Here is a 13,819-nt window from a genome sequence, read left to right as displayed (position 1 = left end):
TTTACGAAATATTTTTGTGTTAGATTGTCCTAAATCAGGCAATCCTATTTACGATTCACCAAGAATGTGGTAATATAACAGTAAGTTACTTTTTGTAATCAATGTAGTGAACACTACTTAATTTATATGAATAACGATATTCTGTAGAGTGAGGTGATCTTTATGGAGAACTTATGCCCACGATTTGAAAAGGCTATGGGTCTTCTTAGTACACGCTGGGTCGGTTTAATACTTTTTGAACTGTTAAACGGTACAAAGCGTTTTTCCGAGATGGAGGCAGATTTACCTATAAGTGGCAGACTGCTCTCTGATCGATTAAAATTACTCGAAAAGGAAGGTATCGTTGAGCGTAATATATATTCTGAATTCCCTGTTCGCATCGAATACTCCCTATCTGAAAAAGGGAGACATCTGGAACCGGTAATTAAGGAAATTCAACGTTGGGCCAACGACCACATTACACCGGAAGAAGTCGAAATCCAAGAGATGTAAGAAGAGAACAAAAGCGAAGGTGACTGTTCAGAAACTCGACGCTAGCAAGGGACTGGAAAGCGGATGGTTTTCGCGCTTGGAATGTCCATTGCTTATGACGGGAGTTTCTAGGAACCGTAGCTGGACGTGGCTGTTTATGTGCAAGAATGAATTGCTGCCAAAATTATATACTTTATCTTTCAAAAAGAGACCGGCAAAAGTTGTTTAGTTACAGGAAAATCCGAACTATGATTCAAATTCTTCAGTCAGAATTCGAATCGGTTCGGATTTTTCTTTTTTGGCAAATAAGAAAATATAAACTTTCTTACTTGCATAAGTGCAACTAAGGCATTTGCCCAAAGGCTTGGCGTATGCCAAGTTTTCTAAAAGCTTTCTTATCTGAAATCATTTGTCTTTAGTAATGGGGTTTTTTGTTAGGTCCCAGCCACTTTCCATTTTGCAACTATTCCATTACATATTTTGTGCCGAATGTTTTGGCTAGTTCCTTTGAGTTGCCTCTTCTTTCCTGGCGGCGCTGCGCTCTTAATGGGGCACTTTCATGGAGCATTTTTTCGTGCTCTGATTCAGGGTACACTGGTGGCACCGCTATTGGTCTACCATTTGAGTCAATCGCTACGAAAGTCATAAAGGAAGTGGTACATACTTCTCTTTCTCCTGTTCGAATATCTTCTGTAATTGCTTTTGCAAAAACTTCCATCGAGGTGTGATGTGTCCATGTCACAAATGCCTCAATCGAGATATAATGACCAACTTTTACCGGCGCAAGAAAATCCACCGAATCTGTTGAAGCTGTTACTACTGGATTTTTCGCGTGTTTTACTGCAGCAATTCCTGCAATATCATCTAAGTGTGCCATCAGCTTCCCACCGAACAGTGTTCCATATGCATTGGTATCCGGCGGCAGGACATGTGTCGTCTTTAGTGCCAATGACTTTGAGCAAGGTTTAGCTTCCATCTGTAATCCTCCTTAGAAAACTTGGCAAATGCTTAAACATTTTTATGTATACACTTTTGTTGCACTTATACAGAGAGGAAAGTTTATAACTCCCCTGCTAAAATAGCTATAGCACTGGAGAAATCAATCTCGAAATTGACTCCTTAAAGCGTACTCCAAGTGTTCTTTTTTCATATAATTTTTTTGTCATCTGTGTTGATAATGTAATATCCTTACTGAAGTCTTCAACCATTTTTCCGGCTAAATCGGCGTCATATAAAAATGCGTTTACTTCGAAATTGAGCCTGAAGCTCCGCACATCTATATTTGCAGTCCCTACAGATGCAATTTCCCCATCTACCACAATCGACTTTGCATGAAGGAAGCCATTCTGATAAATGAATATTTCTGCTCCTGCATTTAGTAAATCCCCGGCACTGGACAATGTTGCCCAATAGACGAAAGGATGGTCAGGCTTATTCGGTATCATGATTTTCACTTCTACACCCGATAGTACGGCGATTCGTAAAGCATCACGAAGACTTTCATCCGGGATGAAATAAGGTGTTTGAATGTAAATGTATTTTTTGGCTGACATAATCATTTTAATATAGCCATTTTTGATTTGCTCCCACTCCGAATCAGGGCCGCTCGATACGATTTGCACACCAACATCACCGCTGTCACTCGTATTATAGTATCGGTCATCATAATGGATAACATTCTGGGAAGCCTGATTCCAATCCAGAATAAAACGGGTCTGCATATTCTGGACAGCATCCCCCATTACCCGTAAATGTGTATCACGCCAGTAACCGAATTTCCTGTTTTTACCAAGGTATTCGTCACCTACATTAAACCCTCCAACATACCCGGTCTTCCCATCAATAATTGTCAATTTACGGTGATTCCTGTAGTTGATTTTAAAATTGAATATGAATTTGGAAGGGAAAAATGCCTCCACCATGACACCCGCGTTTTTCAAACGATTGATATAGCTTCTTTTCAGTGAACGTGAGCCCATGGCATCGTATAACAGACGTACATCCACACCTTCATTTGCCTTTTTGATCAAAACCTCAGCAATCCGCTGACCAAGCTCATCACTGCGCATGATATAATATTGCATATGAATATGATCTGTAGCTTTTTGCATATCGAGAATCAGTGCGTTGAATTTTTCTTCTCCATCGGTCAAAATTTCCACATTATTATTTTGCGTAAAAATGGCATCATCATTCCGTAAATGCAAGTATATTAAGTCTTTGTACCGGTTAAGACCTTCGTGCCTGAAAGCAAGCCCACCTTCTTCGATCGCCCTGAGCTGGGCTTGTACCGCAGTTTTCACTCCAAGTCTGCTTTTGTTGTCCCAAAGGAAAATCCTGCCTTTGCTTATTGGTTTTCCAAAGATTAAATAAAGCAAAAAACCTGCTATAGGAATGAACAGAAGGACCATCAGCCAAGCCCAGGAAGAAGTAGGATCTTTTCGTTCCAGGAATACAATAGAAATACCCAGAGCAATATTTAAGATAATAATAAGTCCTAATAAGTAAGACAATATTCCCATATTGAAATGGTCCTCCTCTTAACAGATATGTTCTACGCTACTTTATAATATAGCACAGAAATATATTCCAGGATAATGAAGAAAAGTTAATGATTGATAAGCGAGTTTCTGATTTGAATAAATTCTCTGCACTCATGATAAGAAAACACGCCGCACCAGTTTTTTCGGTACAGGCGTGCAGATAGATTCAATATATGCACAGAATAAAAACAACCTATATTTTGTCCAGGGCCTGCTTCAAATCGGACCAGATATCCTGCCACGCCTCAATTCCTACTGAAAGGCGAATAAGCTGATCAGTTATCCCCATTTGCTTACGGGTATCCTCCGGAATGACAGCATGCGTCATTGTAGCAGGATGCTGGATCAATGATTCCGTATCTCCAAGACTTACAGCAATCTTTACAAAGGATAAATGATTCAATACTTGCTGTGCTGACTTTTTATCTCCCTTAATTTCAAACGAAATGACTCCGCCGCCACGTATCATCTGTTTTTTCATAATCGGATAGTCAGGGTTATCATGATCACTTGGGTAGTATATGTGAGATACCTTGGGATGATTCGTCAGTTTTTCAACAATTTTCTCAGCGTTGTCACAATGCCGATCCATTCTGACAGGCAGCGTTTTCAGGCCCCGAAGCAATAGCCAGGCATCGAATGGTGACATCACTCCGCCTATATCTTTTTGCGTCGTTACAGCAATGGAATTCAAAAATGCCTCCTTACCTACAACGAGCCCGGCAATTACATCTCCATGTCCTCCAAGATATTTTGTAGCACTATGAATAACTACATCACATCCATCCTCCAATGGACGCTGTAAATAAGGCGTTGAGAACGTATTATCGACCACTACGGGGATATTATATTCCTTTGCAACTTCAGCGACCATTTGCAGATCGATCAGCTTCATTGTTGGATTGACCGGTGTCTCCACATAAATGACCGCAGTTTCAGGTTTAATGTTCTTTTGAAGTTCCGCCTTTGATTTCATGTCTGTATAATTGGTCGTGATATTATATTTTTCCTCCATCATGGTCAACAAGCCAAATGTGCAGCCATATAATCCCGACGAACAGATGATATGGTCATTTGCTTTTGTCAATGCAATCAGAACTGCAGAGACTGCAGCCATGCCTGAGCCAAATGCAAGTCCCTTTTCACCTTTTTCCAGAGCTGCAATGCGATCTTCCAGTACTCGAACAGTTGGATTGCCAAGCCTTGAATAGATATACCCTTCTTCTTCACCGGCGAAACGGCGTTCTCCCTGCTCAGCGGTTTCAAATGTATAGGTTGATGTTTGAAATATTGGCGGGGTAAGACTTCCAAGCATATCTTTCGTGTCATATCCCTCACGAATCACTGCAGTTTCAAAATAGCCTTGTTCCTTCATCCCAAAATGACTCCCTTCGTAATCATTTTCTAACTCTATATTTCTATCATAAAGGAAACTCACAGTTTAAGGAAGCGGTTTCTAAACTGTTTGAAGACGGGGATATTGCTTTATTGAACCATTCAATCTACTATTATTATCATATGGTTATCTTGAAAAGGAGAAATACAGATGGATCGTCGACAAATCAAAATTGGTATTCTTTATACATTCAGTGCCTATTTATTATGGGGTTTTCTAACCTTGTACTGGAAGCAAATCGATTATGTTCCAGCAGGGCAAATACTTGCCCACCGCATTGTATGGTCATGTGTTTTCATGCTTCTTCTTGTGATTGCGTTAGGCAAATGGCAAGCCTTCATCAAGGAATGTCATGCAATACTTAAGGATAAAAGAAGATTATTTGGAATTACGGCTGCCGCGATTGTAATCAGTATGAATTGGTTTCTGTTTATATGGGCAGTTGTCAGTGGACATGTATTGCAAGCAAGTCTCGGTTATTACATTAACCCTCTGATTAGTATTTTACTTGGAATCGTTATCCTGAAGGAGTCCGTTTCCAAAGGCCAGATTATTTCTTTTATACTTGCAGGAGCAGGTGTGCTTTATCTTACTGTCAGCTATGGCGTTTTTCCATGGGTATCTCTCCTTCTGGCAGCGACATTTGCCCTATATGGTTTGCTTAAAAAAACGGTTAATATCGGAGCAATATTTGGATTAACGATTGAAACACTAATCATGGTCCCTCTTGCCCTTATTTACTTAGGTATGGTCTCTGAAAATTCATTTACAATTCAACCAATGTTCACAATGACAAACTTATACTTAATTGGTGCCGGAATTGCAACGGCCGTACCACTTTTGCTGTTTTCCAGCGGGGCGAAGCAAATACCTCTGGCAATGGTCGGTTTCCTGCAGTACATCACACCGACAATGATGCTTGTTTTAGGGGTGTTTCTATTTCATGAACCATTCACACAGGCACATTTGATCACGTTCATCCTTATATGGACTGCCTTGTTTATTTATATGGCTTCGGTTTACAGAAGGCCAAAAAGGAAAATAAATAAATAAATATATTTAGAAAGGCCATTGACAATTGTTCGAATAGGTTATATAATCGCACTAATTCAATAAAGCAATCTCTTATCAAGAGCGGTGGAGGGAATAGGCCCTATGAAACCCGGCAACCATGGAACAGAATTGTTCTGTTTTTAAGGTGCTAAATCCTACAGGTCATGATCGATCTGGAAGATAAGAGGAGGTCCGGTTACTACATACGCCCTCTTCTTAGGAAGAGGGCTTTTTCTATGGTCCTCTTCCTCCAGATATTTTAAAAAACAAGAATAGAAGGAGGAATTTTTTATGTCAACATTTAATTTCCAAAATCCAGAAACGTTATTACTTCACGGTGGTCAGCAGCCTGACCCGTCTACAGGTGCACGTGCAGTTCCAATCTACCAAACTACTTCCTATGTATTTCGTGATACGGAGCATGCACAAAATCTGTTCGGTCTGGCAGAACCGGGAAATATCTATTCCCGAATTATGAATCCTACCGTTGATGCGTTCGAACAGCGAGTTGCCCAGCTTGAAGATGGAATCGGTGCAGTGGCGACTTCATCAGGAATGGCGGCAATCACTCTCGCCATTCTTAATGTTGCAGGTTCCGGAGATGAAATTATTGCAGACAGTAACCTTTATGGTGGTACATACAATCTTTTCGCTACGACACTGCCACGCTATGGAATAACTGTAAAATTTGTTGATGGTACAAATCCAGATGAGATTGAGGCTGCCATCACGAGTAAAACGAAAGCTGTCTTTGGTGAAATCATAACAAACCCGAGTCTGTACGTATTTGACGTTGAAAAAGTCGCTGATATTGCTCATGCACATGGTATTCCTTTAATTATCGACAATACCTTTGCAACACCATATATCGCAAAACCTCTTACATGGGGTGCTGACATTGTTGTACATTCGGCAACTAAATGGATCGGCGGTCATGGAACAACAATTGGAGGTATCGTCGTTGATGGTGGAAGATTCAACTGGAATAATGAACGCTTCCCGGGCTTCACCGAACCCGACGAGAGCTATAATGGGTTGAAATATATTGATCTTGGCGCTGCTGCATTCAGTACAAAATTGCGTGTTCAGCTACTGCGCGATATTGGCGCCAGCCTGAGTCCGCAAAATGCATTCCTGCTCCTGCAAGGTCTGGAAACACTGCACTTGCGCATTGAAAGACATGCAGAAAACGCAGTGAAGGTAGCAGAATATTTACAAGGGCACCCTTCTGTTGAATGGGTCAGTTTCCCTGGATTAAATGAACATCCTTCCCACAACCTTGCGAAGAAATACTTTAAATTCGGTTATGGATCCATTATTACATTTGGAATCAAAGGCGGACGCGATGCCGGCAGAAAACTGATTGATAGTGTGAACCTTTGGTCTCATGTAGCCAATGTGGGAGATGCAAAATCACTGATCATCCATCCTGCTTCAACGACACATCAGCAGCTAAGTGCCGATGATTTGAAGAAAAGCGGTGTAACCGAAGAACTGGTTCGTTTATCGGTTGGTCTTGAGTCTGTTGATGACATTCTGGCGGACCTGGATCAGGCAATTGAAACTGCAACCGGCCAAACTGGGTTAACAAATGCCACCACAGAAGATGCGGCAATCAAGTGGCTGCTCTCTTCCCCATTCGATCGAAGCAATGGAGTCCGTCAAAAAGTTATTGCAAGTATCGGTATTGACCATTCTGCTAGCAAGCCATTGGAAAAACTCGGTTATCAGGTGATTCCGGTCGGAGATAGTGAAAATGCTGCATACAAAGAGTTAACCGATTTGCCATCCACGATTGATGCATTATGGGTCAACGGCAGTGAGCTCCCTTCTTCCCTTATTGAACAGCTGATAAATAAAGAGGGGAAAATCGTAATTGCAGAGCAAAAGGATGATACACAAACATTACAAAATGCTGAAGCTGCTGGAATCGTGGTTATTACGGATAGAAACCCAGCTGCGGAAGCCTTGGCTATCCGAAACAATTCCGAACAGGAAACCATCCATGTATAAAAAACAGTCATCTCTAAAAATCTAGTTTATTTGCAGCCTATTTAGGGAAGTTAATACAATACCAAGAAAATCACCTTCTTTTCAAAGAAGGTGATTTTTTTCATTTGAGGATGGCTGAGTTTAACTTTTTATTTAATTGATTACACTAAGGACAATGGTCTAATCGTACGCATCGGTGCTGTATGTTGCTGTTTACACAGGAGCGGGGCGGTTAGTTACTTATCTTGTCAAAAAATGCTGTATTTGTCTTTAAATATGTAGGCTCCCTAGTGTGAACAATCACTTTGCTCCAACCGAATAAGCTGGCAAATTTTTAATCTTGTTCATTTAGGGTATATAATTAGATGATGATTGACGAATAAGTTATAAAAATGGACAAATAGCCTTTCCTATTCATAATATATAACAGATAACTGCTTAGGTGTGATGACATGAAGAAAAAAAGATTATATATTATTTCAGCGATAATTCTCATTTTCACAGCAATTATCCTTTTTGTGACACAACAGAATTCAAGCTTGGTTCAGCCTGATTTACCACCCGCAAAAGAGGAAAAAGAATCTGCCCTGGAAGAGCGAGTTGAAGTTGAAGAAGAGGAAGAGGAAGAAGTTGACGAGGGTGAAGCGGAAGAACGAACATTTCCCCAGATTATAGCCGAGACAGTACAAAGTACAGTAGACTTCTTTACGGGGCAGGAAACCCATATTGTTGCGATTGGGGATTCCCTCACACAGGGTGTTGGAGATGAAACGGGACAAAATGGGTATGTAGGAATATTGGATCGAACATTCAATGAAAACGAGCAAACTGTCCAGATTGATAACTATGGAAAGCGCGGGAACCGGACAGATCAGTTATTAATGCGTTTGGAGGACGAGGAAATTTCCCAGGCGATCAGTGATTCCGATATTGTTTTGATAACCATCGGCGCCAACGATATTATGCAGGTGGCGAAAGAAAATTTCACTAATTTGGTAATGCAGGATTTTGTTTTTGAAATGGAAGGTTATGAGGACAGACTACGCCAGATCTTTGATGAAATTCGCAGACTGAATCCTGATACAGAAATCTATCTGCTCGGTTTTTATAATCCCTTCAAACAATACTTTGAGGATATCGAAGAACTGGATTTAATTGTGGAAACCTGGAATAATACCGGAAATGATATTGCAGACGACTATGAAAACATAACATTTATACCAACGGAGGATTTATTTGATGACCCAAATGCCGAACTTTTCGCAGAGGATAATTTTCATCCAAACTATGAAGGATATTATCGAATTGCTGAGCGGGTCCTTGAATATATTACGATTAGATAAGGATGGACGCCATGTCAGATAGAAAAGAGCGTTTAAAGAATAAAAACAAATGGAAAAAACTGTTCTATGGATTGCTGGTATCCAATATAATTGTAGTTCTACTCCTTCTTGCACTGATTTTTTGGCCTGTAACGGAGAATGAAGTACCCAGCACTTCCGAACAACCTGAACAGGACAGCTCGGAATTTGTCATCCGTACAACTAAACAGAACTTGAATAACCTCGTCAATGCCTATATCGTAAAGCTTCTCGGAGATACCAATCATCATTACCGTATTTCCCTAGAAGACGATGTCCATCTAATTGGTGAGCTGCCCGTTTTTAGCACCACCGTTCCGCTATCCGTGCATTTTGAACCTTTAGTACAGGAGAATGGTGATCTTATTTTAAAACAAAAATCCATTTCGATTGGACTGCTGGAATTACCGAATCAAAAAATTATGGAATATATGGACAGATATTTGCCTATGCCCGAATGGGTAACCGTCAACCCAAAGGATCAGGAAATCTATGTGGCAGTGACAGATATGGATATTCAAAGTAACTTTCAGGTTGCTGTCGAAACAATAGATTTGGAAGCAAATAACCTCGCCTTTAAGTTAAAAGTTCCCTATGAAACTCTCGGTATACGAATGCTGAGCGATTAGCATACAGAGAGGTGCATTCCGATGCAGCCTCTCTTCATAGTTTCCTATTCGTACACTTCCATCATCCGTGTAATTTGACCTTTCACACGGCTGACCAAATCTTCCGGTGCAAGCACTTTGGCTTTATTTCCCCACGTGAGTATCCAATTTATTAATCCATCCGATAGTTTCGCCTTTGTTTTCAATATAAAATGGTCTTCATCAAGCTCTTTGATATCGGCTTCCAGACCAAACCGATCAAGCACCACATTTATAAGGTCTTTGTGAAACTGAATTTTAATCCATATTTCTTTCCCAGCAAACATGTGAAAACTCTGGCCGACATAGTCCTGCAAATTAAAATCATTTTTGACAAAACGTTCCTCGGTAATTTCAATATTACGTATCCGATCAAGCCGGTAATGCCTCATCTCCCCATTCTGCCGAAATCGGCCAATCAGATAATAATAATCATTTTGCCAAATGAGTGCATATGGTTCCACTAAATATCTATCGCCATTCCGGTTATATTCAAACTGTTTATGTATATTGTATTTTCCATACTGATAGGAAAGCAATCGTTTTTCTGATATAGCATGATGTACAAAATCGATATTCAGTTTCACCAGCTCATAATCCATGCTTGATGATTGGCTGAACAAGATCGGCTCCGGCAATGTCTTGGCAATACGTTTGCTCGTCAGCATCTTCACTTTATCGATCAGGTTATTCTTTTCCTTCTCTGTAATGAAACGTGCCGATAAGATCGCATCGATGATTAACCGCAGTTCATATGTTTCAAAAAGGCGTGCCTGATGACTATATAAAATCTTCCCGAACTTTCCTGTGTTGCGTACAATTTCAAAGTCTGTCTCATCCAATATTTCCAAGTCCCGTTTGATTGTTCGTTTGTCAAAAGTCGTATCCGGTATTTCCCGCTGCAGACTTTCAATAATTTCCTGGATCCCCATTTCATTCTGTTCGTCCGTTTTTTCAAACAAGATTTTCCTTAATACCAATAAGCGGAAATTACTTTCACGCTCCATACATTCATCCCCCTATTCATTTACAACTATAGCAAGTAGGAAAAAGAACCATCTACATTGTATATGGTTCTTCATTTTATGACCGAGCGTTTAAATCGATTGGATAAAATAAAAATAAATGATTGCTTTGGCAAATTTTGCTCTTCCATTATATTTTGCTGCTGTTTCTGGTAATTTTCAAGTATTCCTCGATAAACTAATTGCATCCCTGGGTAGTTCCGAATATCTTCAGGTGTAATAAAGCAAGCTGGTTTTTCGAATTGAAACTTATCCAGACCCCTTAACACGGTTGCGACAAACTGCGAACAAAAGAGAGCAGATTTACGTTCGATTTCAATATCCAGCATGACACCGAACAAACCAATGAAATTATATTTGTATTGTTTTTTCCTTGCCTCTATTTCTTTGATATTAGTAATGATTGATTGGTAGTCTTTATTTGAAACAGAAAAACTGTATATCTCACAGGAGGATTTCTTTAAAAACTCACTTTCGACATCCTCGTTAATAAATCCTCCTATAAAAGGGTTTTTTGGTTGCTTCCTCCCGAAGCTGTACAGTTCCTTCAATTGTGGATCAAAACCGATGGAAACATGATTCAGCGACTTTTTCGTGTAATAATTAATCGCTTTGGATAAATAGCTTCCCGTATCGGTAAAAAGGAAATAGATCGTCCTCTCACCCATATCTTTCCCCCCTCCCAATGATTGGGTGATGATGTAAATTCTTTTTAGAGATTATTCAAAAAGTACGTAAAGACGACACATCGAATTTCATATGCATGCTTGCTATTCCTGCGTGCGAGACCGTTTGCTCACGCTTGAACAGTCTCTGAGCTTCTCCATCTTATTTACGCTCCTTTTTGAAATGCAAAAATATCGCCCTTTGTACTACTATTACAAAAAATCAGCAAATACACAAGATTTTTTTTGCCAACCTGAAAAATATCTTCCTATTATAACTTATGATATGTTTTAGAATCGGAAACGGTAAATATCTCTTGTTTCCAGTAACATTTTACCAGGATATCTTGCAATGTTACGCCAAATAACGTAAGCTTACGTTGATTACTATTTATTTTATTGGAGGAAAAACCAAGAATGATAACAGTTAATAATGTTAGTTTACGATATGGGGATAAAAAGCTGTTTGAGGATGTAAATCTCAAGTTTACTCCTGGAAACTGCTATGGGGTTATTGGTGCAAATGGTGCAGGAAAATCGACTTTCCTTAAAATACTGTCCGGTGAGATCGAGCCACAGACTGGTAACGTGTCCATGTCTCCCGGGGAACGTCTTACTGTATTAAAACAGGACCATTTTGCTTTTGAAGAACACGATGTCATCGATACGGTACTCATGGGTCATGAGAAATTATATAAAGTAAAACAGGAAAAAGATGCTATCTATATGAAAGCTGACTTTTCCGAGGAAGACGGTATGCGTGCAGCTGAACTTGAAGGGGAGTTCGCTGAAATGAACGGTTGGGAAGCTGAATCTGATGCCGCAGTGCTGTTGAAGGGTCTTGGAATTGAGGAGTCGCTTCATTCCATGAAGATGGCGGAACTATCAGGCGATCTGAAGGTAAAAGTATTGCTTGCTCAAGCTTTATTCGGCAGTCCCGATATTCTGCTTCTCGATGAGCCTACAAACGGACTTGATATTCAAGCTATCCAATGGCTTGAGGAATTTCTGATTAACTTTGAAAATACGGTCATTGTTGTTTCCCATGACAGACACTTCTTAAATAAAGTTTGTACACATATTGCAGATGTTGATTTTGGAAAAATCCAGGTATATATCGGAAACTATGATTTCTGGTATGAATCAAGTCAGCTTGCAACACAAATGGCACAGGATGCAAATAAAAAGAAAGAAGAAAAAATAAAAGAACTGCAAGCCTTCATCGCCAGGTTCAGTGCCAATGCATCCAAGTCAAAACAGGCAACGTCGCGTAAGAAGATGCTTGATAACATTTCTTTGGATGACATTAAACCTTCATCACGCAAGTACCCATATATCGCATTCACTCCGGAACGTGAAATCGGAAATGATTTACTTCGTGTGGAAGGTCTGACGAAAACGATTGGGGATGTCAAAGTTCTTGATAATGTCAGCTTTATTATGAACAAAGATGACAAAATTGCATTTGTTGGCAAAGATGATATCGCCAATACGACGTTAATGAAAATTTTAGCCGGCGAAATGGAACCTGATTCCGGAACATATAAATGGGGAGTAACCACTTCACAGTCCTATTTCCCTAAAGATAACTCGAAGTATTTTGAGAATGGAGATCTGACACTTGTCGATTGGCTTCGTCAGTATTCCCCTGAGGATGAGACCGAAACCTTCCTGCGTGGATTTTTGGGAAGAATGCTGTTTTCAGGTGAAGAAGCTAAGAAAAAAGCCAATGTGCTATCCGGTGGAGAAAAGGTACGCTGCATGCTCTCCAAAATGATGCTTTCACATGCAAATGTGCTCATACTTGATGAGCCGACAAACCATTTGGATCTCGAATCCATCCAATCGCTGAACAATGGTCTGATTAAGTTTAAAGGGTCTATCCTGTTTACTTCCCATGACCATCAGTTCATCAACAGTATTGCAAATCGACTGATCGAAATTACACCAACCGGTATTATTGATAAAGAAATGAGCTATGACGAATATGTGCAGGATCGCAAGCTGCAAAAGCAAATTAGCGGAATGTACGCATCTTAAAATGTAAATCTAAAGCGGAGGCGGCCTATTGATGGCGTCTCCGCTTGTTTTTGTCCCGAAATTACTGCTGATTTCCTTCCGTAAATTCAGCTTATTACTCAACTTTCGCAGAATGAAATGGATAAATAATCCTTGGGAGAATTAGGATGGCGTGAGTTGCACTGAGCAGCCTGGATACACTTGGACCCCATCGTTCTTTTAGTTTTACAGCTTTTTATTCGCAGTTTGTGTAAGATGCACGTAACTTAATAATTACAATTGGACATGAATAAGCTGTGACGCGCGATAGGTATCTTCGGCGACCGCTCGGGGAAATACACTGCGCTTTCCACGGGCGGCTGGTGAGCCCCTTCATGCTAACGCATCTCAGTGTCTCACCTATGCCTCTCTTCCCGTAGGAGTCTCCGTGTATTTCCCCGAGCTGGATAGAAGATTGCTGTGATTTACTGTACTTTTAACAGCTAATGGTGACGGAGGAATCTTTTGTTATAAAAATGCCTAATGCACTGAAGCTAAATCAAATGTATTGTTTTTCTTGCGCAGAGTCTTTTTTGTAAAAACACCTTATAAGCAGCCCGTATACACGTAGACTCCAGCGGGAGGAAAGGCATAGGTGAGACACCGCA

General features: G+C 40.2%; 11 protein-coding genes and 1 riboswitch. Of the genes, 6 read left to right on the top strand and 5 right to left on the bottom strand.

All coding sequences use genetic code 11. The features are described 5' to 3' along the window. Window positions 1–162 precede the first annotated feature (162 nt). The gene (locus tag A4245_RS12490) at window positions 163–492 is read left to right on the top strand and encodes a winged helix-turn-helix transcriptional regulator (RefSeq protein ID WP_067728397.1); all 330 of its coding nucleotides are present in this window, start codon (window positions 163–165) and stop codon (window positions 490–492) included. A 442-nt stretch (window positions 493–934) separates the two neighbouring features. Here the strand turns inward: A4245_RS12490 and A4245_RS12485 are convergent, their stop codons facing one another. The 3 genes from A4245_RS12485 to megL form a co-directional block, all read right to left on the bottom strand. Then, the gene (locus tag A4245_RS12485) at window positions 935–1,447 is read right to left on the bottom strand and encodes an acyl-CoA thioesterase (protein ID WP_067728395.1); all 513 of its coding nucleotides are present in this window, start codon (window positions 1,445–1,447) and stop codon (window positions 935–937) included. Between the two features lie 106 nt (window positions 1,448–1,553). Beyond that, a complete protein-coding gene (cls, locus tag A4245_RS12480) occupies window positions 1,554–2,993 on the bottom strand; it encodes a cardiolipin synthase (protein WP_067728393.1) in 1,440 nt (479 codons plus the stop codon). A 214-nt stretch (window positions 2,994–3,207) separates the two neighbouring features. Further along, complete coding sequence (megL, locus tag A4245_RS12475) at window positions 3,208–4,389, bottom strand: methionine gamma-lyase (RefSeq protein WP_067728391.1); 1,182 nt, start codon at window positions 4,387–4,389, stop codon at window positions 3,208–3,210. 171 nt (window positions 4,390–4,560) lie between these two features. Between megL and rarD the strand changes: the two genes are divergently transcribed. The 4 genes from rarD (at window position 4,561) to A4245_RS12455 (ending at window position 9,445) form a co-directional block, all read left to right on the top strand. After that, window positions 4,561–5,463: an EamA family transporter RarD gene (gene rarD, locus A4245_RS12470; RefSeq protein WP_067728389.1), complete on the top strand. Its 903-nt coding sequence runs from the start codon at window positions 4,561–4,563 to the stop codon at window positions 5,461–5,463. Between the two features lie 69 nt (window positions 5,464–5,532). Next, window positions 5,533–5,650, top strand: a riboswitch (SAM riboswitch). A gap of 104 nt (window positions 5,651–5,754) precedes the next feature. Further along, on the top strand, window positions 5,755–7,476 hold the full coding sequence (locus A4245_RS12465) for a PLP-dependent aspartate aminotransferase family protein (protein WP_067728387.1): 1,722 nt from the start codon (window positions 5,755–5,757) through the stop codon (window positions 7,474–7,476). Between the two features lie 431 nt (window positions 7,477–7,907). Continuing rightward, a complete protein-coding gene (locus tag A4245_RS12460; RefSeq protein ID WP_067728385.1) occupies window positions 7,908–8,798 on the top strand; it encodes an SGNH/GDSL hydrolase family protein in 891 nt (296 codons plus the stop codon). An 11-nt stretch (window positions 8,799–8,809) separates the two neighbouring features. Continuing rightward, window positions 8,810–9,445 carry a YpmS family protein gene (locus A4245_RS12455; RefSeq protein WP_067728383.1) on the top strand — a complete coding sequence of 212 codons (636 nt, stop codon included), beginning with the start codon at window positions 8,810–8,812 and terminating at the stop codon, window positions 9,443–9,445. 44 nt (window positions 9,446–9,489) lie between these two features. Here A4245_RS12455 and A4245_RS12450 read toward each other — a convergent pair whose 3' ends face one another. Further along, window positions 9,490–10,470: a helix-turn-helix transcriptional regulator gene (locus A4245_RS12450; RefSeq protein ID WP_067728381.1), complete on the bottom strand. Its 981-nt coding sequence runs from the start codon at window positions 10,468–10,470 to the stop codon at window positions 9,490–9,492. Window positions 10,471–10,541: 71 nt separating this feature from the next. After that, entirely contained in the window at window positions 10,542–11,156 is a 615-nt protein-coding gene (locus tag A4245_RS12445) for a hypothetical protein (protein ID WP_067728379.1), read from the bottom strand. 414 nt (window positions 11,157–11,570) lie between these two features. Here A4245_RS12445 and A4245_RS12440 point away from each other — a divergent pair, with 414 nt between their 5' ends. Continuing rightward, window positions 11,571–13,193, top strand: a complete 1,623-nt coding sequence (locus tag A4245_RS12440) for an ABC-F family ATP-binding cassette domain-containing protein (RefSeq protein WP_067728377.1) — start codon at window positions 11,571–11,573, stop codon at window positions 13,191–13,193. Window positions 13,194–13,819 lie beyond the last annotated feature (626 nt).

The organism is Oceanobacillus damuensis (assembly GCF_001618145.1).
Classification (GTDB): Bacteria; Bacillota; Bacilli; order Bacillales; family Amphibacillaceae; genus Oceanobacillus; species Oceanobacillus damuensis.
This window is presented reverse-complemented; position numbering and strand designations above follow the sequence as displayed.

What these genes read in the sequence shown, in the direction of transcription:
- A4245_RS12490 (WP_067728397.1), top strand. Translation starts at nt 163, where the DNA reads ATGGAGAACTTATGCCCACGATTTGAAAAGGCTATGGGTCTTCTTAGT.
- A4245_RS12485 (WP_067728395.1), bottom strand. Translation starts at nt 1,447, where the DNA reads ATGGAAGCTAAACCTTGCTCAAAGTCATTGGCACTAAAGACGACACAT.
- cls (WP_067728393.1), bottom strand. Translation starts at nt 2,993, where the DNA reads ATGGGAATATTGTCTTACTTATTAGGACTTATTATTATCTTAAATATT.
- megL (WP_067728391.1), bottom strand. Translation starts at nt 4,389, where the DNA reads ATGAAGGAACAAGGCTATTTTGAAACTGCAGTGATTCGTGAGGGATAT.
- rarD (WP_067728389.1), top strand. Translation starts at nt 4,561, where the DNA reads ATGGATCGTCGACAAATCAAAATTGGTATTCTTTATACATTCAGTGCC.
- A4245_RS12465 (WP_067728387.1), top strand. Translation starts at nt 5,755, where the DNA reads ATGTCAACATTTAATTTCCAAAATCCAGAAACGTTATTACTTCACGGT.
- A4245_RS12460 (WP_067728385.1), top strand. Translation starts at nt 7,908, where the DNA reads ATGAAGAAAAAAAGATTATATATTATTTCAGCGATAATTCTCATTTTC.
- A4245_RS12455 (WP_067728383.1), top strand. Translation starts at nt 8,810, where the DNA reads ATGTCAGATAGAAAAGAGCGTTTAAAGAATAAAAACAAATGGAAAAAA.
- A4245_RS12450 (WP_067728381.1), bottom strand. Translation starts at nt 10,470, where the DNA reads ATGGAGCGTGAAAGTAATTTCCGCTTATTGGTATTAAGGAAAATCTTG.
- A4245_RS12445 (WP_067728379.1), bottom strand. Translation starts at nt 11,156, where the DNA reads ATGGGTGAGAGGACGATCTATTTCCTTTTTACCGATACGGGAAGCTAT.
- A4245_RS12440 (WP_067728377.1), top strand. Translation starts at nt 11,571, where the DNA reads ATGATAACAGTTAATAATGTTAGTTTACGATATGGGGATAAAAAGCTG.